The organism is Roseburia sp. AF25-13LB, assembly GCF_003478915.1.
Lineage (GTDB): Bacteria > Bacillota > Clostridia > Lachnospirales > Lachnospiraceae > Roseburia_C > Roseburia_C amylophila.
Genome location: NZ_QUFO01000002.1, coordinates 179,724 through 206,258, shown reverse-complemented (window position 1 = coordinate 206,258; position 26,535 = coordinate 179,724). Strand labels below are relative to the sequence as shown.

The window sequence follows — 26,535 nt, the reverse complement described above, 5'->3', positions numbered from 1 at the left end:
CTCCTATAGTCTTGTATACATATCACACACTTCATCCACGTCACCATGTAAGAGCATATTTCCGTGATTTATAAGCACAGCTTTATCGCAGATTCGTCGTACCTGCTCTGTACTATGTGATACTAATAGCAATGTGGTTCCACTCTCTAACATAGAGCCAATTCTTTCCTCACATTTTGCCTGAAACCTAAAATCGCCTACAGACAAAATTTCGTCTACGATTAAAATATCCGGTTTATATATTGTTGCAATAGAGAAACCCAGACGTGTTACCATACCAGAGGAAAAATTCTTCACCGGAACATCTGCAAACTTTTCCAATTCCGCAAACTCTATAATTTCATGCTCCATTTCACGAAGCATCTCCTTAGGATACCCCAAAATAGCTCCGTTCAAATAAATATTTTCTCTTGCAGTCAAATCAAAATCAAAACCTGCACCAAGTTCAATCATTGGTGCAACTGAGCCTTGTTTTCTCACCTCACCAAATGTAGGTTTTATGACTCCCGCAATTACTTTCAACATTGTACTCTTTCCAGAGCCATTTTTCCCGACAAGACCTACTGCCTCACCTTTTTTTACATCAAAGCTGATATCTTTCAGTGCCCAGAAATTTTCATATTCCAATTCTCTTTTTGCCCTTTTTAGCACATACTCTTTTATACTATCAACTTTTTCTTTATATAAACGGAATTGAAGTGAAACATTTTCAACTTCAATCACATTTTCTTCGTGTTTCAAACCAATTCCTCCTATAATTTCAATATGAAGGTATCTTGCTGTTTTTTAAACATCCACAAGCCCAATATCATAGCTACAGCACAATAAATCAATGTTTTTAATACCAATACAAACGGAGCTACCTGATGGTACAATACATTATATCTTAAAATTTCAACAATTAATGTCAACGGATTATTTCTAACTATTACTGCAACTGAATCAGGTAGCATACTAATTGGGTAGAATACTGGTGTCAAGTATAGCCATGCCGTTGTAATAACACTATATAAGTGTTTCATGTCCCGAAATGTCACCACAACCACAGACAATATAAGTCCTATTCCAAGGGAAAACAATGTTGCAAAACAAATTGGAAATACTGACAAAAAAATAGTCCATGTAATTGGTGTTCTTGTAATTAATATAACAATCATTAACGCAACAAATGATGTCAACATATTTACCAAAGATGAACACACCCTTGATAATGGAAATAAATATTTTGGCACATATACTTTTTTAATCAAAGGTGCATTATCCAGCACAGAGGTCATTGCCATATTGCTCGCCTCATTAAAAAAGTTAAATGTTAATTGTCCACACATTAAATAAACCGGGAAATTTGGAATTGCCTGCTGAAACACTGTAGAAAATACAATAGTCAATACAACCATCATTCCCAATGGGTTCAGCACCGACCACATAAATCCCAATGCAGATCTTCTGTATTTAGTTTTAAGGTCTCTGCTGACCAGTTCTGTCAGCAAAGACCGATATCTCATGAATGTATCTATATACTGTCGCATATTAACCTCTATTTCTTAAATGTGCTAATACCGCCCCAAACCTTATCTTTATCCGATAAAATAAGATCTGCCTCAGTCATGCCTTCCGGCATTGGCCATTCAACTCCGATTTCCGGATCTTTCCATAATAATCCGCCCTCATCATTTGGATGATAGAAATCCGTTACTTTATAGCAGAATTCTGCATAATCACTCAAAACAATAAATCCGTGAGCAAAATTTTTCGGAATGAAGAACTGTTTCTTATTTTCTGCGGAAAGTTCTACACCAAACCATTTTCCAAATGTCTCAGAGCCTTCTCTTAAATCTACGGCCACGTCAAATACAGTACCATTTACAACTCGAACCAGCTTGTCCTGTGGATAATTTATCTGAAAATGGAGTCCTCTTAAAACACCCTTCTTAGATGCTGACTGATTATCCTGCACAAATTCACAATCAATTCCAACCTCTTTGAAATCGTTATAATTATATGTCTCCATAAAATAACCTCTGGCATCTCCATATACTGCAGGCTCAATTACTTTTAATCCTTTGATACCGTTGCAATCATCTGTTACTTTAATTTTTCCCATTTTGTTTTCCTCTTTTCTATTTATAATCCTTCTGCAATTTCCATCAAATACTTACCATAATCTGTTTTCAACAAAGGCTGCGCCAGTTTTACAAGCTGTTCCTTATCTATAAAGCCTCTCTTATAAGCAATTTCTTCAATACATGAAATATACAATCCCTGACGTTTCTGGAATGCTGATACAAAATCAGCTGCTGCCAGGAGCATATCATGATTTCCTGTATCAAGCCATGCAAAGCCTCGTCCTAAAGTCTCTACACTTAAAGTTTCCCTGTTCAAATATTCATTATTAACACTTGTAATTTCAATTTCTCCTCTGGCTGATGGTTTCACAGTTTTGGCAATTTCAACTACATTATTGTCATAGAAATACAAACCCGGAACCGCATAATTAGACTTTGGTTCTGCTGGTTTTTCTTCAATAGATAAAGCTTTTCCATTTTCATCAAATTCTACTACGCCGTATTCTCTTGGATCTCTTACATAATAACCAAAGATTGTAGCTCCGCCTTCATTTTCTGTACGCTCTGCAGCACTTCTTAATACCTTGGAAAAACTCTGTCCATAGAAGATATTATCTCCTAATACCAATGCAACAGCATCTTTACCAATAAATTTTTCTCCAATAATAAATGCATCTGCAAGTCCTCTTGGGCTTTCCTGAATTGCATATTCGATGTGCATACCCAATTGACTTCCATCCTCTAACAATTCCTCAAATACCGGAAGGTCTCTCGGAGTAGAAATAATAAGTACTTCTCGAATTCCAGCAAGCATAAGTGTTGATAACGGATAATAAATCATTGGCTTATCATATACTGGCATAATCTGTTTTGAAATAGCCTTTGTTAATGGATAAAGCCTTGTGCCGGAACCTCCAGCAAGTATAATTCCTTTCATCAAACATACCTCCAACATTTTCGTCATAATATAATCGATTTATTTTAACACTTTTGTAAAGAAAAAGCAAATTACGGGTCTTTTGTATTTCACAATATACATTCTTTGCAATGACTTGATTTTGTTGCAAAAAGGGCTGTCCGATTTAAAATCGGGCAGCCCTTCCATTTCTTATTTATTTCTTATTTTTATTTATTACTATACATATCTTCGTAATATTTCTGATAATCTCCACTTGTCACATTCTTCATCCAGTCTTCATGTTCAAGGTACCACGCAATTGTCTTCCTAATTCCCTCTTTAAACATGGTCTCTGGCTCCCAGCCAATTTCAGCCTTAATTTTGTCCGGTGCAATTGCATAACGTCTGTCATGTCCCTTACGATCTTCTACATAAGTAATCAGATCTTTGCTTACATTTGCTTTTCTTGGGTCACCATCTGGAAGAATCTCCTGTAATGTTTCAATAATAATATTAATAATTTCAATATTACGTTTTTCATTATGTCCACCGATATTATATGTCTCTCCAAGACGACCAGTTTCTTGAACCATATCGATTCCCTTTGCATGATCATCTACATATAACCAGTCACGGATATTCATTCCGTCTCCATATACCGGTAATTTTTTACCATGTAATGCATTGTTAATAATCAATGGAATCAGTTTCTCTGGGAACTGATAAGGTCCATAATTATTAGAACAGTTTGTGATATTAGCCGGGAAATGATAAGTATCAATATAAGCTTTTACCAAAAAGTCTGAAGAAGCCTTACTTGCTGAATATGGACTATGAGGAGAATATGGTGTTGTCTCATAGAAATAGCTTGTTCCATCATCTTCCAATGATCCATATACTTCATCTGTAGATACATGTAAGAATTTCTTTCCTTCTTTAAACGTACCATCTGGCAATTCCCATGCAGCCTTTGCACAGTTCAGCATAACAGCAGTTCCAAGTACATTTGTCTTAACAAATACTTCTGGATGTTTAATACTTCTGTCAACGTGACTCTCTGCTGCGAAATGAACCACACGGTCAATATCATTCTCAGCAAAGATTTTGCTGATTGCTTCACTATCTGTAATATCAGCTTTCACAAAAGTATAGTTATCTCTATTTTCGATATCTTTCAAATTCTCCAGGTTACCTGCATATGTCAGAGCATCTACATTAATAATTCTGATTTCATTATCATATTTCCGAAACATGTAATGAATATAATTGGATCCTATGAATCCTGCTCCACCTGTTACCAAATAAGTTCTCATTTTGAGTATCCTCCTAATTTACATTGTTGTGTTATTATATCATCTATTCTTTTACTTTTCAACTTTGCTCATTATCTGCTGAATTTTCTTTGCATCTCCCCATACTCCCGGTGAATCATATGCACGATCCGGATATGCACCATATTCCAGACGGATTTTAAAATTATGTTCTTTAATAAATGATTCTACCTGTTCTGCAAGTGATACCGGTTTTCCTGTACAACAGTTAATAATACCATTCACTTCTGTCTGTAAGCTTACACATGCAATTTCCTTTGCAAGTTCTTCCAAAGAGATAAAATCATACAAATTTTTTCCTGTAGTAAATGGGAATTTTTTATTACCTGCCTGCTCAGCCTGTACAATTTTGGAGAAGATTGAATTACTCTTAATGTCATCTCCTATAATATAGTAACCTCTAGTCCACTGAAAGCAAACTTCGCTTTTCTTGGCAAGAAGCTCCACCATTTGTCTTAATGCATTTTTAGCAATTCCATAAAGCGATAATGGGTTGGTTGGAGTATTTTCGTCAATTGCCCCCTCCCAATATCCTACTTCGTGCATTGTTCCCATTACAACAACATGTTTCAATCCGCCTTCTATCATATTCTTTAAGAAAGTATAATGGTTCGGAAGATCTTCAATATGAGAATCTGCATTATGAACAAATCCGTTTCTCCATGCAAGATGAATGCATACATCCGGTTTTCCCATCTGTTCATAAATATCTTCTAAGCCGCTAAAAATCGGTGTTTCCACTCTCTGTGCTCTCTCATCAACTCCATCAAAACTGAAATCCGCTGCAAGAACATCAGCCCCCATATTAAGTAATTGTTCTACAACATGTCTGCCAATATAACCATTCGCACCTGTAACCAATACCTTTGTTTTGCTCATTTACTTTTCCTCTCTTTTCTTTATCTTATCATCAACTGTTTTATTCATTAAAGCTTCTTCCTGTGTCAGTTTTTTTACCTTCTCCGACAAATTGGAAATGGCAACTGTCTGCATGAACAATATTGCCAGTGCCAAACACACACCCAGGAAAAACAACATATTTATAGGAAGTTCAAATCCTAAAATAGTTGCAAGCTTTCCTAACAGTTGTGGAAATATATCAAACACAAGCATAATGCAGCCCACTATAATCCAGGACAATGCATATCTTAAATCTACCTTTTTTTTGCGAATCATATTTCCAAGACTTAATAATGCAATAATAATTATTACCAGTATTATTATTTGTATTTTTATATCCATTGTCCACCTCTACTTTCGTATCGCAGCAATCAAAACTGCTATGCTTACTTTTACCATATAATATATAGATTTAGACGGAGATATTGATGAAACGCCTTCTTCCCTTGCATTCATCTTTACCGGTATTTCTTCTACCTTAGCGCCTTCTTTCAAAATTGTCACAACGCTTTCCGGCTCCGGATAATCTTTTGGATATTCTTCTGAAAACTGTTTCATTATTTTCCGGTTTATCATTCTCATGCCAGAAGTAGGATCTGTAATTTTCTTTCCTGTCAACAGCTTTATCAGTCCAGTAAAATACCGGATACCAAGCCGACGCATTCCAGAGGATTGAAATCCTTCTTTTTCGATATATCTTGAACCAATTACCATATCCAATTGTTCTTTGACAAGTTTTTCTGACATTTCCGTCAGATAGCTGGCATTGTGTTGCCCATCACCGTCAAACTGCACTGCAATATCATAACCATTCCGGTACGCATACATATATCCCGTCTGGACGCCTCCCCCTATTCCCATATTAACCGGAAGATTTACCACATTAAAATTATGTTCTCTGCATATTTTCAACGTATTATCTTTAGAACAGTCATTAATTACCACATAGTCAAAGTCTTTTGCATTTTCTACTACATCTGTAACCGTCTTTACAATTCCGCCTTCCTCATTGTACGCCGGAATGATTACTAGTTTCTTCATCTGATTACTCCTACTTCGAGAATAATTTCAAGTATATTCCAATCAATACATTTCTCACTTTACGGAACCATATACTGAATTTCACATCAAATCCAGATATATGTAATTCCTTATTCAAAGCATGTTTTTCAACCAGTCGTCTATGCTCGTCCACATATACGTCGCGATTCTCTCCAATTAAATTTCCTGTGTTTGAATCATTCCGTATTCTGAAGCTGTTAAGCTGCTGGTGAATAATATATACATCTCCACTGCAGGCCAGCCGGATCCACATATCAAAATCTAATATATATGTAAAAGATTCATCAAAGTATCCTACTGTTTCCAGTGCTGATTTACGAATCATGTTATTAACCGGAGCACCAAAAAAGTTCTGTATTAATAACGATTTTTTTGCAACTTTTTTACCATCTACCAATCCCAATTTACGATATCTGTGAAATACACCAGTCTTTTTTCCATTTATATCAACCAGACGTGTATCGCTCTCTACCAGATTAGCCGTCGGATTCTGCTGCATCGCTTTTGCTTCTATCTCTATCGCATTGTTGTCTATCATATCGTCTGCGCATATAAGCTTAATATATTCACCATTTGCAAGGCTCAGGCACTTATTCCAGTTTCCCACCATGCCCAGGTTTTCTTCATTGTGATAGACTTTTATCCGCGGATCCTTAATGCTTTGTATAACTTTTAAGGTTTCATCTTTCGAATTGTCATCTACAATCACAAGTTCAATATTCTGATAGGTCTGATTTAAAATCGAATCGATTGTCTCTTTGATATACCCGGCATTATTATAAGCCGGAATACATACACTTACTAATGGTTCCATCTTTCCACCTATTATCCCAGCAGTTCTTTCATATATACAGTCAATGCATCCTGCCAGTCTGCCATTCTGTAATCGCTGGTCAGCTTTATCATATAATTTTCCAGAATCGAATATGCAGGTCTGTTTGCAGATGCCGGATTCATCTCTTTATACTGTTTGCTGGTCACATGATTTATTCTGGTCTTCTTTCCTGCCTGTTTCATAATCTCATCTGCAAATTCTGCCCAGTTTGTGTCACCTTCGCAGGTAGCATGAAAAATGCCATAATTATCTGTTCCTTCCAGGAAATGAATCATCTTTGCAAGTTCTACTGCACTTGTCGGTGATCCAAGCTGGTCGCAGACAACATTTAACTCATCATGCTTTTCTGACAAAGAAAGCATCGTCTTCACAAAATTTCTGCCATCACCATAAAGCCATGCTGTCCGAAGCATAAAGAAACGACTAGCAAACTGTTTTACAAAATTTTCGCCTTCTAATTTTGTTCTTCCATATGCGCTGATCGGATTTGGCTTGTCAAATTCTATATACGGTCTCGTTCCATTTCCTTCAAAGACATAATCAGTTGATATATGGATCATTTTTGCATCCACTTCTGTTGCTGCAATGCTTAAGTTTCTCGGTCCGATCGCATTAATTTTATATGCCAGGTCTTCCTGCTCTTCACATTTATCTACATTTGTATGTGCAGCACAGTTAATAATTACATCCGGTTTTGCATCTTTCACCATGTTCATTACAACATCAATATTGGTGATATCCAGTGATACAATTCCATCGCCTGCAACAACATCTGTATTTATGAATTCAATATTCTGTTCTGCATATTCCTTACGAATAGCTCTTCCTAACTGTCCATTGCATCCAGTTACCAATATCTTCTTCATCTTTTATTCTCCTAATCCACTTTCTACGGCTTCTACCATTGCCTTTAATGCTTCGTCCTCATCATCACCTTCGCAGACGAATTCGATTTCATCTCCAAATTTGATGCACGCACCCAGTACGCTTAAAACACTTTTGGCATTAGCAGTATTTCCGCGATAATGAAATGTTACTAACGATTTATACTGCATTGCTTCCTTGCAGAGTATTCCTGCCGGACGCAAATGTAATCCTGTTGGATTCTTTATTTTAACTTTCTGACTTACCATTTCTATTCCCCTCCTGATTACAGCATTGTGTTGGTAATTAATTCAGCCAGCTTCTGTGCTTCTTCTTCAATCTCGCTCTGGTTCTTTCCCTCAATCATAACTCTTACCAGCGGCTCGGTTCCGGATGGACGAATCAGTACCCTTCCTTCCCCATTGAATTTCTCTTCCAATGCCTTGATTGCCTCTGCAATCTCAGTATATTCCATGAATTTTTCTTTCTTGTGATTCGGCACTTTGGCATTCACAAGTGCCTGCGGCAATACTTCCATCACCTCTGCCAGCTCAGATAATTTCCTGCCGGTTTCCTTCATTACCTGTAATAAATGAAGTCCGGAAAGAAGTCCGTCACCGGTTGTATTATCATCTAAAAATATAATATGTCCGGACTGCTCACCCCCGATATTATAGCCATTCTCCAGCATATTTTCAAGGACATATCTGTCTCCGACCTTGGTTTTCTCTACATGGATGCCTTCCCGCTCTCCCATCAGACTGAAGCCAAGATTGGTCATAACGGTTACTACAATGGTATTTTTCTTTAAAGTTCCTTTTTTCTTCATATGGCATCCACAGATTGCCATAAGCTGGTCGCCATCCACCAGGTTACCTTTTTCATCTACCGCAAGCATACGGTCAGCATCGCCATCAAATGCAAGACCAACGTCTGCTTTTTCATAAACAACCCTTGCCTGAAGTTCTTCCATATGGGTGGAACCGCAGTTGGCATTGATATTGGTTCCATCCGGCTTCGTATGGATAGCAACCAGATCTGCACCCAGGTCTTTTAATGTCTTAACCGATGTATAGTAGGATGCACCCTCTGCACAGTCTATCACAATCTTCATACCGGTCAAATCAACCGGCACACATTTCTTCATAAATTTCACATATTCATCACGCAAATCAAAACGATAGTCAATTCTTCCCACACCGGATCCAATCGGCAGTACAACATCTTTCATATTATTGCGGATCAGCTCTTCGATTTCATCCTCCAACGCATCAGACAGCTTATATCCGTCTCCATTAAAGAATTTGATTCCGTTAAATTCCATCGGATTATGGGATGCGGAAATCACAACGCCTGCATCTACTTTATGTTTTCTGGTCAGATAGGCAATCGCCGGTGTCGGCATTACCCCTACATAGATTGCATTGGCTCCTACAGAACAGATTCCTGCCATCAGTGCATTGGCAAGCATTCCACCTGAAATTCTTGTATCACATCCTACAATTAATGTCGGCTGATGTTCCTGCTCTTTCGTCAGCACATAGGCACCTGCCTGCCCAAGCTTTGTTGCCAGTTCAATGGTCAGCTCCGCTCCTGCAACACCTCTTACACCATCTGTTCCAAACATTCTGCTCATTTTCTAATCTTCCTCCGAATTTCCATTATTCGTATTATTTCCATTGGTACTGCCCGTTCCCGTTTCTGTACCACCATTCGAACCCGTATGGGTTCCATTGTCATTTCCGGTATTCGTGGTATCTGATGTGTCTTCTGATTTCTTTGTTATGGTTATCACTGCAGTCTGTGTTCCATTTACCGAATATAAGCTGTCATCCAGCTCCAGGGTAACTGTTACGGTATGATTGCCTTCTGCCAGTCCTGCTGCATTTACATTTCCCTTAATACTGTCTGCCATAAGTTTATCCAGATTATTACGCAGTCCCTTTAAAGTTATCGTAACTGTACTCTCTGCAAAGGCTGCTTCATAACCCTCTTTCAGATTCTGAATTGCAATGTTTTCAACCGGTACGCTATAAGATTCTGACACAATCTGCTCCACCACTGCGGTTACTTCAACATTCAGATTGTCAGCATCGACCACCTCTACATCATCCGGCAGATAAGAAGAAATATTAATTGTCTTCACTACATTGCCAGTTGCATCGCTGATATCCAGCTGGTCTGACGGAATCACAATACTTCCGGCTGCGTTCAGTGCTTCCGGTGTTCCCTTTATCGCTATCTTATTCGGATTAATCGTCACTCCGGTGCATACAAATCCATCTGCAACCGTTCCACTCGGTTCAATTTCTACTGAAAGGTTACGGATATTAAGTATCGTAGCCGAAATTGTCACTTTATCAATATTAAAATTCAGCTTTGAGGTGTCTACCGCCTCACCGTTTGCATTATATACAACTGGGACTACACTATCCGTCAAGTCTGCGGATGCACCTGTTACATCAATGGTTGCTTCTACATGATCAATCTGATTCACCACCGATTCCGGTCCGGTTACTTTTAAGATGTTCGGAGATACCCGCACATCTCCAACCGCATAATTCTCAGCTGCATCTCCTACTGTTTTTGCCTTAATAGAAAACTGTGACAGCATCAGATCTTCTACATTTACTTCCATATACTGTGTTTTGCCCTGGAAGTTCACCGCAGACGCATATCGTGTTGCAGTTATCTCAATCGGTACCCGGTATACACCGTCTACCTGCTCAACATTTTCCATATCTGCTACTGCCCGGAAGTCAGTATTGCTCAAGTTCTTCATAACAGAACGCACAGTAGAAACCTTAAAGGTTACCTGCAGATTACTGTCCTTTGCTTCAAAGTATTTGCCCTGCTGTGTCATATAATCCGAATTGGTTATCGTAATAGACGTGGTAAAGTTCTTCGCCTGTGTCGGATCATCAATGTTGACAACAACGAGCCACAGCACAACAGAGAAGAATAATGCTGCAACCTTCAGTCCAAAATTATTCGTCACCAGTTTTGTCAGCTTTTTTAACATTGCGTAACCTCCTCTTCAGTAATTGGAAGCGCTTTGGTTCGATATTGCTACTCTGGAGAAATTTCAGTTTGCTGCGCAGAAACTCCGCATCCACATTACGGTACAGCTGTCCACCCATCGCAATAGAAACCTTTCCGGTTTCCTCTGATACCACAATTGTAAGAGAATCACTCACTTCACTAATTCCAACTGCCGCACGATGTCTGGTTCCCAGATCCTTGCTCAGTTCCAGGCTGTCAGACAGTGGCAGATAACAGGTTGCAGAGACAACCCTGTCCCCACGTACAATAATAGCTCCGTCATGTAACGGAGTGTTCTTTTCAAATATATTAATCAGAAGCTGGCTTGATACCAGGGAATCCAGTGCAATACCGGTTCTTTCGTATTCTGTCAGCATAATTTCATTTTCCACTACAATCAGGGCTCCGGTCTTCACCTTACCCATCTCATAGCTTGCCTTTACCAGTTCTCCAATCGTATGGTCATTGAAACGTTCCACTCCGTTTTTTCCAAAATCAAAAGAAAAGAGTGATGAAATAAATTTCTTTCGTCCCAATTCTTCCAGTGCTTTCCGGAGCTCCGGCTGGAAGATAACAACGATTGCAATAATCGCTACATTAATCGTCTTCTCTGCTATCCAGAGAATTGTATTCATCTGGAAGATTGCTGCCACAAGTACAAACGCTAAAATCACAAGAATTCCTTTTAACAGCATCCATGCCCGTGTATCCTTAATCCATTTCAGGACGTGATAAAACAGGAACGCAATAATAAGCATTTCTACAATATCAGTCTTTGATACCGTAATGTTCAAAACGCTTACCCACGCCAGATAATTTTCTTTAAAATTTTCCAACACTGTCAAAAATGACTGCACCTGTTCCACTTCCTCTCTGTCTTATTTCAGCAAATCTTCGTCTATATCCATTTCCTCTGCCAATGCTTTGCGGGAAATACGTTCTTTTTCCTCATCCTTGGCTGCGATACGTTTTACCTTTTTCTCCTTGGTTGTAACATAAATCTTCGGTACCGCTTTTACATAATAGTAATATTCATCATCTTCAAACTGTACCCGTTCTGTCCTGCTATAATCCAGGTTAAAGAACAGGAACTGCTGTATCAATGCAATCACCGTAGAAATTACGCTTCCTACAATAATCCAGACGATTCGTCCCTTGATGCCCAGCATTACAAAACCGCTGATCAGCACAGTAAGTCCAATCAGAATGCCAGCCAGTGACGCCACTGTCCATGCATGATCTATGGACAGGCGGCGCACTACATAAACCACCAGTAAAATCACAATAAAAGTTGCCAGTACCAGATACATTTCCTTATTACCCAGCAGCTGGTTGATTGCTACCACCATTTTTGAAGCCGCATTGCTGTCCTCTTCCACCGCACTTAATACTGCCTCATTTTCCTTTATTCCCTTCAGGAAATAAAACATCACAGTTCCGCTCACAATAGATGCAGCAGATGCCGGTGTCCGTAACAGTCCTGCTGAAATCGGCATGATATACGGGATATGTAATGTAAATGTTATCGGTGTCAGCACTGCATAATAACCATCTTTTGGTGAAAACCGTAAATACAGCAGTGCGATAACCAGCATAAGAATCAGTCCTACCACGCATACATCCATAGACAGTGCAAATAAATGTGCAGCAATCAGAATGAACGCAAACAACAGGATAGCGTTGACCGGAAGAACCGCACATAACAGTGCCAGTACCAGTGTTACCGGAAGTCCAGCCAGTCTGGTCATATAGCCAATATTTTGATTGATCAGTAGAAATACCACTGTTGCCAGAATAAACTTAAGTACCGGCACCACATATATTTCATTTTTTCCAAAAAAGCGGATTAACCGCTCCTTCAGTTCGAGTAAACCCGTCATCCTAAACCTCCCAGTCATCCGTATTAGATATATTTTCTTCCTCACGATACAGACTGCTCACCCTCTTCAGTCTGTTATAATACTCCTTCACCTGTTTTCTCCCCTTTGTATATCTACGATTATAGATAATATAAGTAATAAGCAGATAAGCAGCCAGAAATACCAGATACACCATTACAATCTGGATGCCAAATCCAATCATATCCATATCATTAATTTTCTTTACCAGATTCTCCATGTCGTAAAAAAGCCACAGCACAAAAAGAAGTCCAAACGCAATGGTTCCGGCAAAAAAGCTTTTTATCAACTCCATGGCAACATAATCTCTTCTAAAATACTGTGTTGCTTTCTGGCAGGCTTTACTTTCTTCATTTTCGAATTCTGACAGCTTTGTCATATGTCTGACGCGTTCTTTACTAATCATACTCTGCTCCTAAACAAACTCTCTTTAGTATAACATAGATATTATCTTCTGAAAAGAAAAAACTGCCACCAGTCACTGCGGCAGTTCTTATCTACAGTTACAGATATCTCATCTTATCTCTTTCCTTCGGTCTCTTATCCAACTGAGGCTCCACCGGTTTTTTCTTTATTACACTCTGGAAGTCCGTTTCCATTTTACGTTTGCATTTTTCACAGAAACGTCCTGTTTTGATAATTGTTCCACAGCCTTCACATTCCAGACCAAGTGGTGAATCTTCTGAAAAGACAAGTCTTTCTTCACGCACCCACTGTTTAATCTGTTTTACAGAAACATCATTATCTTCCGATACAACCTGTATCGGAGTATTCGGGTTCTGCCGCAAATATTCTTTTACCTCCTGGAACTTCTCTTCCAGCTTATCTTTGCAGGCTTTACATAACGGTACGCCCCCATAATAATTAAATAATCTTCCGCATCCTTTGCAGTTTCTTACGTCCATTCTTTCTCCTCCTAATGTCCCCTGCCAATGCTAATGCAAAGCACATAAACCTCTTGTATTCCTGATACCTTCAAACATTCTGCTGCTGCATCCACGGTACTTCCAGTTGTGTAAATGTCATCTACAAGCAGAACTTTTCTTAATTGTACTATATTTTGTGCGATTGTAAAAGCCTTTTTCAGATTTTTCTTGCGTTCCTGGTCATTAAGTTCCTTCTGGGGTCTGGTATTTATACACCGATATAGCAATTTCGTTTCTACCGGAATTCCGGTACGTTTTCCTATTTCCTTTGCAAAGAGTTCTGCCTGATTATACCCTCTCTCCCTCCTGCGTTTCCGATGCAGCGGAACCGGTATGATTGCATCTATCCCCAGTCTTGAAATCCACCGGGCATACTGTATACATGCCATTTTTCCATAAAAAGCTGCATATTCACGCCGATTGGCATATTTAAAACGATACAGCGAGTGTTGCACTGCCCCCTGATAAACAAATACTGCCTTTCCCGAATCAAAAAAATGTTTTTTCCGGTCACAGTCACCACAATATTCCTTTCTGGCATTCCCAATGGGTTTTCCGCACCGTTTACAGACCGGTTCCTGCACCAGTTCTGCCTTTCCGGTGCACTCCGGGCAGATTTCCCCATCCGGCGGTATTACCTCATCACACAGCGGGCATCTTCTTGGGAATATAATATCCAGTATATTCATTATTTCCTTTCCAAAACTCTCTTTGCACATATTAGCACAGTCCCTTTTGCAAAAACATTAACATTCTCTTAATTTTTCCTGATAAAAATAGGATTTAATTTATTGACTTATTTTTCTCTACTTATTATAATTAGTCTATTCGGATTAACGCTTTAATGCATAAACGCGCAGACGCACGAACGCGTTAAATCAAAAAAAACATTACATATTTCAGGAGGAAATTATTATGAAAAAAATGAAGAAATTTCTCTCTCTTTCAGTTGCAGCAGTTCTTGCACTCAGCATGACCGCCTGTGGCTCCAAAGCAGGAGATACCCAAAACGCTGACGCTACAGAGAAAAGTTCATCCAACGCAAAGTACACCGTTGGTATCTGTCAGCTCGTACAGCATGAGGCATTAGATGCTGCAACAAAAGGATTCAAAGACTATCTTACCGAGAAATTAGGTGATGACGTTGTTTTTGACGAGCAGAACGCCCAGGGTGATTCTGCCACATGCGCAACTATCGTTAACTCCTTCGTTTCCAAAAATGAAGACCTGATTCTTGCAAATGCAACTGCTCCTCTTCAGTCTGCAGCTGCTGCAACTACAGATATTCCTATTCTTGGAACTTCCGTAACAGATTATGCAACCGCTCTTGACATTTCTGACTGGTCAGGCACAACAGGACGTAACATTTCAGGAACTTCTGACTTAGCTCCTCTGTCCGAGCAGGCAGCTATGTTAAATGAATTATTCCCGGATGCTAAAAATGTCGGACTGCTTTACTGCTCCGCAGAAGCAAACTCACAGTACCAGATTGATGTTATCAAAGAAGAATTAGAAAAATTAAATTACACCTGTACTGCATATTCTTTCGTTGATTCCAACGATATTGCAAGTGTTGTCCAGAGTGCTGTAAATGATAACGATGTTCTTTACGTTCCTACCGACAACACTGCAGCTTCCAATACAGAAGTTATCAATAACATTGCAGGGGAAGCCGGTGTTCCAATTATTGCAGGGGAAGCCGGTATCTGTAAAGGATGTGGTGTTGCTACCTTATCCATCAGCTACTATGATCTTGGATATCAGACAGGTAAAATGGCATACGAAATCTTAGTAAATGGTGCAGACCCATCCACTATGGAAGTTGAATTTGCTCCAGCAGTTACCAAACAGTACAACCCTGACATCTGTGAGAAGCTTGGCATCACTGTCCCAGACGATTACGAAGCTTTAGACATGTCTGAGTAATTTATACTTTTGAATTATTTATTTAGAAACCGGAGGAACTTATTGTGGAATTGCAAATTGCTGATTTATTAAACGCTATGCCCGGTGCTGTAGCCCAGGGATTAATCTGGGGCATTATGGCAATCGGTGTATACATCACTTTTAAAATACAGGATGTGGCAGACTTAACCGTGGATGGAACCATGAGTCTTGGCGGTGCTGTCTGTGTTACTCTGATTGCTTCTGGACAGAATATCTGGGTAGCAATCCTTGCCGCTACCATATCCGGTATGCTGGCAGGATTAATTACCGGAATCTTCCATACAAAAATGGGAATCCCGGTAATCCTTGCAGGTATTTTAACCCAGCTTGGATTATACTCCATTAACTTAAAGATTCTTGGCGGCAAATCCAATCAGGCAATCAGTGCTGACAAATACGATTTAATTGTATCTTTACGATATGTAAAAAATGTGGCTTTTTATAAAAACACCATATTTATCGTTGCTATCTTTGTCATCGCCATTATTGCTATCCTGTACTGGTTCTTCGGAACTGCAAGAGGCTGTTCTATCCGTGCTACCGGATGCAACCCGAATATGAGCCGTGCCCAGGGTATCAACACAAATTTCAATACCGTAATCGGTTTAATGATTTCCAACGGTCTTGTTGGTCTTGCCAGTGCTCTTTACTCACAGTATCAGGGATTTGCTGATGTCAATGCAGGACGTGGTGCTATCGTAATCGGTCTTGCTGCCGTTATTATCGGTACTGTATTGTTCGAAAAGATTTTCCACAACTTTGCGTTGAAGCTTTTATCTGTCGCTATCGGTGCTGTTATTTACTACGCTGTACTTCAGATTGTTATCTGGCTTGGTCTTGATACCAACTACTTAAAGCTGTTATCTGCACTTGTGGTTGCTTTCTTCCTTGCAGTTCCTTACTGGAAGAAGAAATATTTTACAAAACCAGTAAAGAAAGGAGCCAAAACCAATGCTTAAAGTTGATCATATTTACAAAACATTTAATCCGGGAACCATTAACGAGAAAACCGCTCTTAACGGCACCACCCTTACTTTAAACGAAGGGGATTTCGTTACTGTCATCGGTGGAAATGGTGCCGGAAAATCCACTTTATTAAATGCTATTGCAGGAGTATTCCTTGTGGATGAAGGTTCCATTTCTATTGATGACGTAGATGTTACAAGAATGTCTGAGCACAGACGTGCCAGTTTCTTAGGCCGCGTATTCCAGGATCCTATGATGGGAACCGCTGCTACCATGGGAATTGATGAGAATCTTGCCCTCGCTGCCCGTCGTGGCAAAAGCAGAGGTCTTGGAAGCGGTATTACCAAGGCAGAAAGAGCACATTACAAAGAATTGTTAAAAGAGCTGGATTTAGGACTTGAGAACCGTCTTACCTCTAAAGTCGGACTGCTTTCCGGTGGTCAGCGTCAGGCACTGACTCTTCTTATGGCTACTTTAAACCGTCCAAAGCTGCTTCTCTTAGATGAGCACACCGCTGCTTTGGATCCAAAGACTGCTGCAAAGGTTCTTACTCTTTCGGATAAAATAGTTGCAGAGCAGAACCTTACCACTCTGATGGTAACACACAACATGCGTGATGCAATTGTTCATGGCAACCGTCTGATTATGATGAATGAAGGTCAGGTTATCTTAGATATTTCCGGAGAAGAGAAAAAGAATCTTACCGTAGAAGATTTATTAGAGAAATTTGAAGAAATCAGTGGCGAAGAATTTGCCAATGACAAAGCTTTATTATCCAAGTAATTGGTATCCGCCGGTTTTTAAACGAAAATTGACAAATGACTTGCTTTGCAGGTTGTCAGACACGCAAAAACCAGCCGGAATTCTGCAAAATACAGAATTTCGGCTGGTTTTTCTTTCCAAGCACTCTAAGAAGTGGCCGGTGGACGGTTCTGCATGTCTGTACAGCCAACCACCTCTACACATTTTCTTCCAATCTTGCCCGTAGACCGCTGTATCTGGTCTGCTCTGTAATATTCTGTTCCATCTCATAGAAGCACATTTCATTTCCCACAAGTGTTACACACTTTCTTGCCCGGGTTACCGCTGTATACAAAAGGTTCCTGTTCATCAGCATTCTCGGTCCCCCAAGAAGTGGAATTACAACTGCCGGATATTCACTACCCTGGGATTTATGTATTGTAATGGCATATGCCAGTTCCAGTTCCTCTAATATTTTAAAGGAGTACTCTACCACCTTGTCTTCATCATAGACCACGGTCATTGTCTCTTTATAATCATTGATTTCACGGATAATTCCCGTATCCCCATTAAACACACCGGTTCCACGGTCAATGGCAAATCCATATTTACTCAAGACCTCCCACTCCAGCTGATAATTATTTTTTATCTGCATGACCTTGTCCCCTTCGCGGAACACTTTATCGCCATACTCTTTTTCTTTCTTATCCGGAGCAGGAGGATTTAAATATTGCTGCAAGATACTGTTCAGTCGTTCTACGCCCAGATTTCCTTTTTTCATCGGAGTCAGCACCTGTATATCATAAGGCTGTGCATTTACAAATTTAGGCAGTTTCTGCATAATTAGCTGCAGTACCACATTGATAATCACATCTGCATCATATCGTTTCAGGAAAAAGAAATCCATGCTCTTGTTATCTAACACTACTTCTTCTCCCCGGTTGATTTTATGGGCATTGACAATGATATCACTCTGGGATGCCTGTCGGAAAATCTTGGTAAGCTGTACCACATGGAACTGTCCGCTGTCGATAATATCCTTTAATACGCTTCCCGGTCCTACGCTCGGAAGCTGGTTTACGTCTCCTACCAGAATCAGTCTTGTTCCGGCTACCATTGCCTTCAACAGGGACTGCATCAGGCTGATGTCCACCATGGACATCTCATCGATAATTACAACATCCGTTTCCAGCGGATTACTTTCATTTCGTTCGAATCCTACCGCTCCTTCCATTCCACCGTTTAATTCCAGCATCCGGTGTATGGTTTTGGCTTCATATCCGGTCATTTCGCTCATTCGCTTTGCAGCTCTTCCGGTAGGTGCTGCCAGAAAAATGTCCAGACCTTCCAGTTCAAAATATTTGATAATACTGTTAATTGTCGTCGTCTTACCAGTTCCGGGTCCACCGGTGATTACCAAAAGTCCGTTTCTTACTGCCTCCGAAACAGCCTCTTTCTGGTGTTCATCCAGTTCCATGCCGGTCTGCTTCTCAATCTTATGGATTCGCTGGGCAATCTCTGCATCTGACACATCATAGGCAATATCCAGATTCTTAAGCATCATGGCTGTATTTACTTCCGTATAATAGAGTGGTGCGCCATAAATCTGAACCTGTTCACCCTCCTGTTTCATAATGATTTTCCGCTCTATCGACAAATCCATATACTGCTTTTCGATTGCTTCTTCTGTTACACCCAGAAGTTCTCCTGCCCGCTTTGTCAGTTCTTCCTCCGGCAGAAAGGTATGACCCTCCCCGGATGCCTGTAAAAGTGTATACAATATACCGCTTCGGATTCGAAAATCAGAATCTGTATGAATACCGACTTTCTTAGCAATTTCATCTGCAATCCGGAATCCCACACCACTGATATCATCCGCCAGACGATATGGATTCTCCTGAATGATGCCGTATACTTCCTGTCCGTATTCTTTATAGATTTTCACCGCAAGATTCAGTGTAATGCCATACTGCTGCAAAAATATCATTGCCTGACGCAGATCTCGTTTTTCAGAGATCTGGTCTGATATTTCCATTGCTTTCCGTTCACTGATTCCTTTTACTTCCGCTAACCGCTCCGGTTCTTCTTCGATAATCCGGAAGGTATCGCCTTTAAATCTTCTTACAATTCTTGCTGCAAGTGCCGCACCAATCCCTTTAATTGCTCCGGAGCCAAGATAACGCTCAATGGACAGTTCATCGGTTGGTTCTTTCTCCACATAACTTTCAGCTTTAAACTGCTTTCCATAGGTCGGATGTGCCGTATATTCACCGGTCACTTCGATATTCTCTCCCTCACTGATCCCCGAAAAGATTCCCACGCAGGTTATCTCTTCTTCTTCGCAAACCAGCACTAGTACCGTATAGCCATTGTCAGCATTTCGATATATGATATGATCTACATAACCGGTTATCGTCTCCATCGTCTTTCCTTTCCAACAGAATAAAGAATGTGCCTTGGCACAGTCTTGCGCCTGCGGCGGTCGCTTGCGACATCCGCCTTATACGCCGCAGTGCGCATCCTTGCGGAGCATTTTTTACTTTACAGGAAAGCAATTTCCTGTAAAGTAAGAGAAGGCTGTCATATAATGACAGCCCCTTTTATCGTCTTTTCTAAATTCTATTCCATATTATAATTACGCTTCATCTGCTCATACAGCTGCTGCGCCAGACTGTTACTTCCGCCACTCTGTTCTACTGACTGGCTTGCCAGCTTCTGAATCATCTCGTCTTCAAAATAATCCGTCATCTGGCTCATACTGGCATCCTGGTCTTCGTTCTCCGGAATGGTTTTCTTCATTTCCTTATAAACCTGTTCCAAAAAATAAGCTTCAAATTCCTTGCAGGCATCCATCAGTTCATCATCCGTTGCACCTGATAAATCTGAATTCAATGTCTTCTCCAGTCCATTGGAACTGTTACTTGCCTGTGATGCAGTTGTATTCAGGAATGTCGAAATATTATCCATCGATATACTCATATTTTACCCTGCCTTTAGAACTATCTTCTTAATGAATTTGCCTGTCCAAGCATCTCATCTGCTGCCTGAATCGCCTTAGAGTTTAATTCATATGCACGCTGTGCAATAATCATATTAACCATCTCGTCTGCCACCTGGACATTGGATGCTTCCAGATAATTCTGGCATACCTTGCTTCTGGTCAGTCCCGGAGTAGTCAGCTCATTCATCGGATTACCGGATGCTGCTGTTGCAACCAAAAGGCTTCCGGAATCCTTTTCCAGTCCAGCCGGATTGGTAAACTGATATACGCCAATCTGTCTGTTCATATCTATGGTATTGCCTGCCGCATCTTTATAATAGAACTTTCCATCATTTGATACTTCGATAGATGATGCAGTCACGCCATCCGGCAGAACAATTTCATTTCCATTACTATCTAATACCGGAAGTCCGGCTTCATTGCAAAGTGTCGTTCCATTAGTTCCGATTGCCCAGCCAAATTTACCATTTCTGGTATAGTATGTCTGTCCATCTTCTCCACGTACCGAGAAAAATCCTTTTCCTTCCAACGCAAATGCCGTATTGCTGGAATTGGCAATTAATGCTCCATTGGTAAAATCAGATGTAATAGAGGCTACTCTGGTTCCCAGTCCTACCTGAACCGGAACCGGCTTTTCATCACCATTTGCAGAAGTTGTCTTAGACTGCAGTGTCTGATACAGCAGCGATTTAAATTCTGCCTGTTCGGATTTGTAACCTGTTGTATTTACATTCGATAAATTATTAGAAATCGAATCAATATTTGTCTGCTGTGCAATCATTCCTGATGCAGCAGTCCACAATGCTCTCATCATAAGCCCTGCGCTCCTTATCTCTCTTGCGCCATCCGTGGCCAGCCTTTTATGAAACGTACCTGTTTCCTAGTTATTTATATCGGCTTCTTTTGCTCTTTTCTTTAGTTCTTTTTATACTTTACCTACATTATTTACGGCTTTGTCCAGTGTTGAATCCATCGTCTGGATAATCTTCTGTCCAGCCTCGTAAGCTCTGGTGATTGTAATCATATCTACCATTTCGGATACTACATTAATGTTGGAAGCTTCCAATGCACCCTGCTCTACTCTCGCATTCGATGCCACAAGCTGTCCGCCATTTACTACATCATAGAGATTCTCACCATATTTGCTGATATAGTCATAATTATCTACATCTACCACACCAAGTCTTGCAACCACCTGATTATTCTGCATAATACTTCCATCGGAAAGCACTTCAAAATCCAGATTCGGATTAATCCGGATATAATTCTCTGCACCAGGATTGCCAGTGGAAGCTCCATTCTGGTTCAGCACATAATCACCGTCTTTGGTCACCAGATAGCCTTCTCTGGTCAGTGTAAATGCTCCATCCCGGGTAAGCTTCATAGATGTTTCACCATTCTTATTGGTAAATGATACCGTAAAAAAACCATTTCCATCCAATGCCATATCGGTACTTCTGTCTGTCACTTTAAAGCTGCCCTGGCTGAAATCGGTATATACTTCGCCAATATGCACACCCATACTAATATTTCCCAGTACCCGCGGCTGCCCATAATCAGAAGTATCCTTAATCTTAATTGCCAGTGTATCAGCAAATGTATGGTTTGTGGTACCTTCCTTCTTATATCCGGTTGTGTCGGCATTTGCCAGATTATTTGTCAGAATATCCAGACGGTTCTGTTCGTCTAGCATTCCGGTCCATGCGGTATATAATCCTTTTACCATCTACAGTCCTCCCGAAATCTTAATCGTCGTCTCTCTTACCAGCTAAGAATTCTACGAATTTACCTGTACCAATTGCTACACAGGTCATTGGTTCTTCTGCTGTCATTGTATTAATTCCTGTCTTATCTTCAATCAGCTCTTCCAGTCCTCTAAGTAATGAACCGCCACCTGTCAGCACAATTCCTCTGTCTGCGACATCCGCTGCCAGCTCTGGTGGTGTTTTTTCCAGAACACTGTGTACCGCTTCTACAATCTGTAAAGTCGGTTCTCTTAATGCTTCCTCAGTCTCTTCAGAAGAAACAGTTACTGTCTTAGGAAGTCCTGTTACCAGATTACGTCCACGGACATCCATAGTTTCCGGCTGTGCCAGCGGGAAACAGGTTCCAATCTTAATCTTAATATCTTCTGCAGTTCTTTCTCCAATCAGAAGATTATGTTTCTTTCTCATATAACGGACAATTGCTTCATCAAAATCATCTCCGGCAATTTTAATTGATGTACTTACTACCGAACCACCCAGTGAAATTACTGCGATATCTGCGGTTCCTCCTCCGATATCTACAATCATATTTCCACAAGGTCTTGCAATATCGATACCTGCTCCAATTGCTGCTGCAATTGGTTCTTCAATAATTGCAACTTCTCTTGCTCCTGCCTGATAAGTCGCATCCTCTACTGCCTTCTTCTCAACTTCTGTTACACCACTTGGTACACAGACACTGATTCTTGGCTTACGGAATGTTTTCTTTCCAAGTGCTTTCTGAATAAAGTACTTAATCATCTTCTCTGTTACAGTATAATCAGAAATAACGCCCTGACGGAGTGGTCTTACTGCTACAATGTTGCCCGGTGTTCTACCAAGCATCAGTCTTGCTTCTTCACCAATCGCCTTAATCTTGTTTGTATCTCTGTCAAACGCTACTACGGACGGCTCTTTTAAAACTACGCCTTTTCCTTTAATATAAACCAATATGCTGGCTGTTCCTAAATCAATTCCAATATCTGTTGAAACCATGTCAATGTTTCCCCTTTCATCTGTTTCATTATATGTGGAGTAATCTACAAAAAAAGGCAGACTACGCATTCAATCATATTCTTACATATATAATCACATTATATACAATAAATGGCATTTTTCAAAGGTTTTTTTCTGTTTTTACTTATTTTTAATGAAATCGCAACATCTTCTTAACTTTCTTTTGCTTTCTAATTGTCTTAACTTTTTGTTCACATAATAGTCACACGTCTTCTATAGTATCATATATGTACTAGCTATTAAGCTAATATAATTTTTCATAACTCAGCCCTTCGGATGTCCCTCGGGATGTCCGGAGGGTACTCCCCAAGATAGTAACTGCTGAATGTTTCAGCAGTTTTTTTGTGCACATAACAGGAACAAAGAATGTGCCTATAGAAAATAGCACCTGCCGAACCCGCCACTGGCAGTTTCTAGCAGATGCCATTTTTCATTGTCTTATGCTTATCCGGTATTACTATTCCAGATATTTCTTTACATATTGTCCGGTATAGGATTCCGGTACTTTGGCAATCTCTTCCGGCGTTCCCTGGGCAACCACAGTTCCGCCACCGTCTCCGCCTTCCGGCCCCATATCAATAATATAATCTGCCGTCTTGATTACATCCAGATTATGTTCAATTACAACTACTGTATTGCCACCATCAGACAATCTCCTCAGAATTTCAATTAATTTATGGACATCTGCAAAATGAAGTCCTGTTGTCGGCTCATCCAGAATATAAATAGTCTTTCCTGTACTGCGTTTGCTCAATTCTGTTGCAAGCTTAATTCTCTGTGCTTCTCCACCAGACAGTTCAGTAGATGGCTGGCCCAGACGGATATAAGATAAGCCCACATCATAAAGGGTCTGTATCTTTCTTGCAATAGAAGGCACATTCTGAAAGAATTCCAGTGCCTCTTCCACTGTCATATTCAGCACATCATAGATACTCTTGCCCTTATATTTTACTTCCAGCGTTTCACGGTTATATCGTTTGCCCTGACACACTTCACACGGAACATATACATCCGGCAGGAAATGCATTTCTATCTTAAGAATACCATCGCCGGAGCAGGCTTCACACCGGCCACCCTTCACATTAAAGCTGAATCTTCCCTTCTGGTATCCTCTTGCCTTGGCATCCGGAGTGGATGCAAACAAATCTCTTATCATATCAAACACACCGGTATAAGTAGCCGGATTGGAACGGGGTGTTCTTCCGATTGGAGACTGGTCAATATCAATTACCTTATCTAACTGTTCCAGACCTTCAATATCATCATGGGCACCCGGAATACACCTTGCCCGGTTTAAATCCCTTGCCAGACGTTTATAGAGGATTTCATTGGTCAGTGAACTCTTTCCGGAGCCGGACACTCCGGTAATGCAGGTCATAATACCCAGTGGAATCTTCACATCAATATTCTTCAGGTTATTCTCTCTTGCACCTTTTACAGTAATGAATCCGGTTGGTTTCCGTCTTTCTTTCGGTACCGGAATCTTGATTCTTCCGCTTAAATAAGCACCGGTGATAGAGTTCTTATTTTTCATAATCTCCTCTGCTGTTCCGGTAGCAATGACTTCTCCGCCATGTTCACCGGCTCCCGGTCCGATATCCACAATATAATCTGCTGCACGCATAGTATCTTCATCATGTTCTACTACAATCAGTGTATTTCCAAGGTCTTTTAACCCCTTTAAAGAATTCAAAAGTTTATCATTATCCCGCTGATGCAGACCGATACTAGGCTCGTCCAGAATATAAGCCACACCTACAAGTCCGGAGCCAATCTGGGTTGCCAGTCTGATTCGCTGTGCTTCACCACCCGATAAGCTTCCGGTCGCGCGGGAAAGGGACAGATAATCCAGTCCCACATCCATCAGAAAGCCTACCCGCGCTCTGATTTCTTTTAAAACCTGGTCACCAATCAGATGCTGCTGTTCCGTCAGTTCCATTTCTTTTAAATAGGCATCCAGATTACGGATGGACATCGCTGTTATTTCATATATATTTTTACCGGAAACCGTTACTGCCAGTGACTCCTTCTTCAACCTCTGCCCGCCACAGCATTTGCATGGCGTAATCCGCATAAACTCTTCATACTGCTGTTTCATGGTATCAGAGCCGGTCTCACGGTAACGACGCTCCACATTCTTAATCAGTCCCTCAAAGGCAATGTCATATACGCCTTCTCCACGCTGACCTTTATAATATACCTTTACAGACCTTCCATTGGTTCCATGAATCAGCATATTCCGGACTTCTGCCGGCAATTCCTTATATGGTGTATCAAGACTGAAGCCATATTCTTCAGAAAGTGCCTTAAGGATTGCATAAGTAAAGCTCTTCTTATCGGTAGAAGACTGCCAGCCCATTACCTGAATTGCGCCCTCTGCAAGACTCAGTCTTTTATCCGGTATCATCAGTTCTTCATCAAATTCCATCTTATAGCCCAGGCCAAAGCATTCCGGGCAGGCTCCGAATGGATTGTTAAAGGAAAAGCTTCTCGGTTCGATTTCATCAATACTGATTCCACAATCCGGGCAGGAAAAGCTCTGGGAAAACTGCATGGTCTCTCCATCAATGATATCCACCATCAGAAGTCCGTTTGAAAGTTCTAACACATTTTCAATAGAATCCGTCAGACGCTTTTCAATACCTTCCTTTACCACCAGACGATCCACTACGATTTCGATATTATGTTTCTTGTTCTTATCCAGCTTTATCTCTTCCGTCAGTTCATAGGTATTTCCGTCCACCTGTACTCTCACATAGCCGCTTCGCTTTGCCTGTTCAAAGAGCTTCTGGTGTTCACCCTTTCTTCCACGGACTACCGGTGCTAAAAGCTGTATCCTGGTACGCTCCGGCAGCTTCATAATCTGGTCTACCATCTGGTCTACGGTCTGTTTCTTAATCTCCTTGCCGCAGTTCGGACAGTGCGGAATTCCAATCCGCGCATAGAGCAGACGGAAATAATCATAAATCTCCGTTACCGTTCCTACAGTAGATCTCGGGTTACGGTTTGTGGATTTCTGGTCAATGGAAATTGCCGGAGACAAACCTTCTATTTTCTCTACATTCGGTTTCTCCATCTGTCCCAAGAACTGCCTTGCATAAGATGACAGGCTCTCCATATAACGCCGCTGTCCCTCTGCATAAATCGTATCAAATGCCAATGAGGATTTACCGGAGCCGCTGAGTCCCGTCAGTACCACAAATTCATCTCTTGGTATATCCACATCAATATGCTTCAAATTATGTTCGCTTGCGCCACGAATCCTGATATATTTTCTCTCTTTCTTTGCCACTTTT

27 protein-coding genes are annotated in these 26,535 nt (G+C 40.6%); 3 read left to right on the top strand and 24 right to left on the bottom strand.

Annotation, left to right across the window (positions count from 1 at the left end; all coding sequences use genetic code 11):
• Positions 1-3: 3 nt before the first annotated feature.
• From DWY37_RS04240 to DWY37_RS04155, 18 genes are all read right to left on the bottom strand, one after another.
• Positions 4-741 carry an ABC transporter ATP-binding protein gene (locus tag DWY37_RS04240; protein WP_117698425.1) on the bottom strand — a complete coding sequence of 246 codons (738 nt, stop codon included), beginning with the start codon at positions 739-741 and terminating at the stop codon, positions 4-6.
• An 11-nt stretch (positions 742-752) separates the two neighbouring features.
• Positions 753-1,490, bottom strand: coding sequence for an ABC transporter permease (locus DWY37_RS04235; RefSeq protein WP_330408336.1), 738 nt, complete (start codon positions 1,488-1,490; stop codon positions 753-755).
• Positions 1,491-1,537: 47 nt separating this feature from the next.
• Positions 1,538-2,104: a dTDP-4-dehydrorhamnose 3,5-epimerase gene (gene rfbC, locus DWY37_RS04230; RefSeq protein WP_117698427.1), complete on the bottom strand. Its 567-nt coding sequence runs from the start codon at positions 2,102-2,104 to the stop codon at positions 1,538-1,540.
• A 20-nt stretch (positions 2,105-2,124) separates the two neighbouring features.
• The gene (gene rfbA / locus DWY37_RS04225; RefSeq protein WP_117698428.1) at positions 2,125-3,003 is read right to left on the bottom strand and encodes a glucose-1-phosphate thymidylyltransferase RfbA; all 879 of its coding nucleotides are present in this window, start codon (positions 3,001-3,003) and stop codon (positions 2,125-2,127) included.
• A gap of 188 nt (positions 3,004-3,191) precedes the next feature.
• Positions 3,192-4,277 (bottom strand): dTDP-glucose 4,6-dehydratase, encoded by a 1,086-nt coding sequence (gene rfbB / locus DWY37_RS04220; protein ID WP_118173020.1) that lies wholly within the window; start codon positions 4,275-4,277, stop codon positions 3,192-3,194.
• Positions 4,278-4,328: 51 nt separating this feature from the next.
• Positions 4,329-5,174, bottom strand: a complete 846-nt coding sequence (locus DWY37_RS04215; protein ID WP_117698430.1) for an NAD-dependent epimerase/dehydratase family protein — start codon at positions 5,172-5,174, stop codon at positions 4,329-4,331.
• Positions 5,175-5,537 carry a DUF2304 domain-containing protein gene (locus DWY37_RS04210; protein WP_117698431.1) on the bottom strand — a complete coding sequence of 121 codons (363 nt, stop codon included), beginning with the start codon at positions 5,535-5,537 and terminating at the stop codon, positions 5,175-5,177. It lies immediately after the preceding gene.
• Between the two features lie 9 nt (positions 5,538-5,546).
• Entirely contained in the window at positions 5,547-6,236 is a 690-nt protein-coding gene (locus DWY37_RS04205) for a glycosyltransferase family 2 protein (protein WP_117698432.1), read from the bottom strand.
• A gap of 10 nt (positions 6,237-6,246) precedes the next feature.
• Complete coding sequence (locus DWY37_RS04200) at positions 6,247-7,071, bottom strand: glycosyltransferase family 2 protein (protein ID WP_117698433.1); 825 nt, start codon at positions 7,069-7,071, stop codon at positions 6,247-6,249.
• Positions 7,072-7,082: 11 nt separating this feature from the next.
• Positions 7,083-7,958 carry a dTDP-4-dehydrorhamnose reductase gene (gene rfbD, locus DWY37_RS04195; protein WP_117698434.1) on the bottom strand — a complete coding sequence of 292 codons (876 nt, stop codon included), beginning with the start codon at positions 7,956-7,958 and terminating at the stop codon, positions 7,083-7,085.
• 3 nt (positions 7,959-7,961) lie between these two features.
• Positions 7,962-8,225 carry an HPr family phosphocarrier protein gene (locus DWY37_RS04190; RefSeq protein ID WP_022244507.1) on the bottom strand — a complete coding sequence of 88 codons (264 nt, stop codon included), beginning with the start codon at positions 8,223-8,225 and terminating at the stop codon, positions 7,962-7,964.
• A gap of 17 nt (positions 8,226-8,242) precedes the next feature.
• Complete coding sequence (gene glmM, locus DWY37_RS04185; protein WP_022244508.1) at positions 8,243-9,592, bottom strand: phosphoglucosamine mutase; 1,350 nt, start codon at positions 9,590-9,592, stop codon at positions 8,243-8,245.
• Positions 9,593-9,595: 3 nt separating this feature from the next.
• Entirely contained in the window at positions 9,596-10,978 is a 1,383-nt protein-coding gene (locus tag DWY37_RS04180; protein WP_118541611.1) for a CdaR family protein, read from the bottom strand.
• Positions 10,944-11,855 carry a diadenylate cyclase CdaA gene (gene cdaA / locus DWY37_RS04175; protein WP_330414758.1) on the bottom strand — a complete coding sequence of 304 codons (912 nt, stop codon included), beginning with the start codon at positions 11,853-11,855 and terminating at the stop codon, positions 10,944-10,946. The genes DWY37_RS04180 and cdaA overlap by 35 nt, the downstream gene beginning before the upstream one ends.
• Before the next feature lie 21 nt (positions 11,856-11,876).
• Positions 11,877-12,878 (bottom strand): hypothetical protein, encoded by a 1,002-nt coding sequence (locus tag DWY37_RS04170; protein ID WP_117698437.1) that lies wholly within the window; start codon positions 12,876-12,878, stop codon positions 11,877-11,879.
• A 1-nt stretch (position 12,879) separates the two neighbouring features.
• Positions 12,880-13,302, bottom strand: coding sequence for a hypothetical protein (locus DWY37_RS04165; protein ID WP_118173021.1), 423 nt, complete (start codon positions 13,300-13,302; stop codon positions 12,880-12,882).
• A gap of 97 nt (positions 13,303-13,399) precedes the next feature.
• Positions 13,400-13,801, bottom strand: coding sequence for a flagellar protein (locus DWY37_RS04160; RefSeq protein WP_117698439.1), 402 nt, complete (start codon positions 13,799-13,801; stop codon positions 13,400-13,402).
• Positions 13,802-13,812: 11 nt separating this feature from the next.
• Positions 13,813-14,511, bottom strand: a complete 699-nt coding sequence (locus DWY37_RS04155) for a ComF family protein (protein WP_243092086.1) — start codon at positions 14,509-14,511, stop codon at positions 13,813-13,815.
• Between the two features lie 226 nt (positions 14,512-14,737).
• On the opposite strand from DWY37_RS04155, the gene DWY37_RS04150 reads away from it, so the two are divergent.
• From DWY37_RS04150 to DWY37_RS04140, 3 genes are read left to right on the top strand one after another with little or no spacing between them, the layout of a single operon-like run.
• Positions 14,738-15,748: an ABC transporter substrate-binding protein gene (locus DWY37_RS04150; RefSeq protein ID WP_330408337.1), complete on the top strand. Its 1,011-nt coding sequence runs from the start codon at positions 14,738-14,740 to the stop codon at positions 15,746-15,748.
• A 50-nt stretch (positions 15,749-15,798) separates the two neighbouring features.
• Positions 15,799-16,728: an ABC transporter permease gene (locus DWY37_RS04145; RefSeq protein WP_117698468.1), complete on the top strand. Its 930-nt coding sequence runs from the start codon at positions 15,799-15,801 to the stop codon at positions 16,726-16,728.
• A complete protein-coding gene (locus DWY37_RS04140) occupies positions 16,721-17,518 on the top strand; it encodes an ABC transporter ATP-binding protein (protein WP_022244517.1) in 798 nt (265 codons plus the stop codon). Before DWY37_RS04145 ends, DWY37_RS04140 begins: the two co-directional genes overlap by 8 nt.
• 175 nt (positions 17,519-17,693) lie before the next feature.
• Here the strand turns inward: DWY37_RS04140 and recD2 are convergent, their stop codons facing one another.
• The 6 genes from recD2 to uvrA all read right to left on the bottom strand — a co-directional run bounded on the left by recD2 (position 17,694) and on the right by uvrA (position 26,531).
• Entirely contained in the window at positions 17,694-19,898 is a 2,205-nt protein-coding gene (gene recD2, locus DWY37_RS04135) for an SF1B family DNA helicase RecD2 (protein ID WP_118541607.1), read from the bottom strand.
• Between the two features lie 197 nt (positions 19,899-20,095).
• Positions 20,096-20,455 carry a rod-binding protein gene (locus tag DWY37_RS04130; RefSeq protein WP_118541605.1) on the bottom strand — a complete coding sequence of 120 codons (360 nt, stop codon included), beginning with the start codon at positions 20,453-20,455 and terminating at the stop codon, positions 20,096-20,098.
• Positions 20,456-20,475: 20 nt separating this feature from the next.
• The gene (locus tag DWY37_RS04125) at positions 20,476-21,291 is read right to left on the bottom strand and encodes a flagellar hook-basal body protein (RefSeq protein ID WP_117698443.1); all 816 of its coding nucleotides are present in this window, start codon (positions 21,289-21,291) and stop codon (positions 20,476-20,478) included.
• A gap of 111 nt (positions 21,292-21,402) precedes the next feature.
• Entirely contained in the window at positions 21,403-22,203 is an 801-nt protein-coding gene (locus DWY37_RS04120; protein ID WP_117698444.1) for a flagellar hook-basal body protein, read from the bottom strand.
• Between the two features lie 19 nt (positions 22,204-22,222).
• Entirely contained in the window at positions 22,223-23,218 is a 996-nt protein-coding gene (locus DWY37_RS04115; RefSeq protein WP_022244522.1) for a rod shape-determining protein, read from the bottom strand.
• A 478-nt stretch (positions 23,219-23,696) separates the two neighbouring features.
• Positions 23,697-26,531 carry an excinuclease ABC subunit UvrA gene (uvrA, locus tag DWY37_RS04110; RefSeq protein WP_117698445.1) on the bottom strand — a complete coding sequence of 945 codons (2,835 nt, stop codon included), beginning with the start codon at positions 26,529-26,531 and terminating at the stop codon, positions 23,697-23,699.
• Positions 26,532-26,535: the final 4 nt, after the last annotated feature.

Bases quoted from the DNA above. Each gene is read 5' to 3' on its own strand.
- rfbC (WP_117698427.1), bottom strand. From the start codon at position 2,104: ATGGGAAAAATTAAAGTAACAGATGATTGCAACGGTATCAAAGGATTA.
- rfbA (WP_117698428.1), bottom strand. From the start codon at position 3,003: ATGAAAGGAATTATACTTGCTGGAGGTTCCGGCACAAGGCTTTATCCA.
- rfbB (WP_118173020.1), bottom strand. From the start codon at position 4,277: ATGAGAACTTATTTGGTAACAGGTGGAGCAGGATTCATAGGATCCAAT.
- DWY37_RS04215 (WP_117698430.1), bottom strand. From the start codon at position 5,174: ATGAGCAAAACAAAGGTATTGGTTACAGGTGCGAATGGTTATATTGGC.
- DWY37_RS04210 (WP_117698431.1), bottom strand. From the start codon at position 5,537: ATGGATATAAAAATACAAATAATAATACTGGTAATAATTATTATTGCA.
- DWY37_RS04205 (WP_117698432.1), bottom strand. From the start codon at position 6,236: ATGAAGAAACTAGTAATCATTCCGGCGTACAATGAGGAAGGCGGAATT.
- DWY37_RS04200 (WP_117698433.1), bottom strand. From the start codon at position 7,071: ATGGAACCATTAGTAAGTGTATGTATTCCGGCTTATAATAATGCCGGG.
- rfbD (WP_117698434.1), bottom strand. From the start codon at position 7,958: ATGAAGAAGATATTGGTAACTGGATGCAATGGACAGTTAGGAAGAGCT.
- DWY37_RS04190 (WP_022244507.1), bottom strand. From the start codon at position 8,225: ATGGTAAGTCAGAAAGTTAAAATAAAGAATCCAACAGGATTACATTTG.
- glmM (WP_022244508.1), bottom strand. From the start codon at position 9,592: ATGAGCAGAATGTTTGGAACAGATGGTGTAAGAGGTGTTGCAGGAGCG.
- DWY37_RS04180 (WP_118541611.1), bottom strand. From the start codon at position 10,978: ATGTTAAAAAAGCTGACAAAACTGGTGACGAATAATTTTGGACTGAAG.
- DWY37_RS04170 (WP_117698437.1), bottom strand. From the start codon at position 12,878: ATGACGGGTTTACTCGAACTGAAGGAGCGGTTAATCCGCTTTTTTGGA.
- DWY37_RS04165 (WP_118173021.1), bottom strand. From the start codon at position 13,302: ATGATTAGTAAAGAACGCGTCAGACATATGACAAAGCTGTCAGAATTC.
- DWY37_RS04160 (WP_117698439.1), bottom strand. From the start codon at position 13,801: ATGGACGTAAGAAACTGCAAAGGATGCGGAAGATTATTTAATTATTAT.
- DWY37_RS04155 (WP_243092086.1), bottom strand. From the start codon at position 14,511: ATGAATATACTGGATATTATATTCCCAAGAAGATGCCCGCTGTGTGAT.
- DWY37_RS04150 (WP_330408337.1), top strand. From the start codon at position 14,738: ATGAAAAAAATGAAGAAATTTCTCTCTCTTTCAGTTGCAGCAGTTCTT.
- DWY37_RS04140 (WP_022244517.1), top strand. From the start codon at position 16,721: ATGCTTAAAGTTGATCATATTTACAAAACATTTAATCCGGGAACCATT.
- recD2 (WP_118541607.1), bottom strand. From the start codon at position 19,898: ATGGAGACGATAACCGGTTATGTAGATCATATCATATATCGAAATGCT.
- DWY37_RS04130 (WP_118541605.1), bottom strand. From the start codon at position 20,455: ATGAGTATATCGATGGATAATATTTCGACATTCCTGAATACAACTGCA.
- DWY37_RS04125 (WP_117698443.1), bottom strand. From the start codon at position 21,291: ATGATGAGAGCATTGTGGACTGCTGCATCAGGAATGATTGCACAGCAG.
- DWY37_RS04120 (WP_117698444.1), bottom strand. From the start codon at position 22,203: ATGGTAAAAGGATTATATACCGCATGGACCGGAATGCTAGACGAACAG.
- DWY37_RS04115 (WP_022244522.1), bottom strand. From the start codon at position 23,218: ATGGTTTCAACAGATATTGGAATTGATTTAGGAACAGCCAGCATATTG.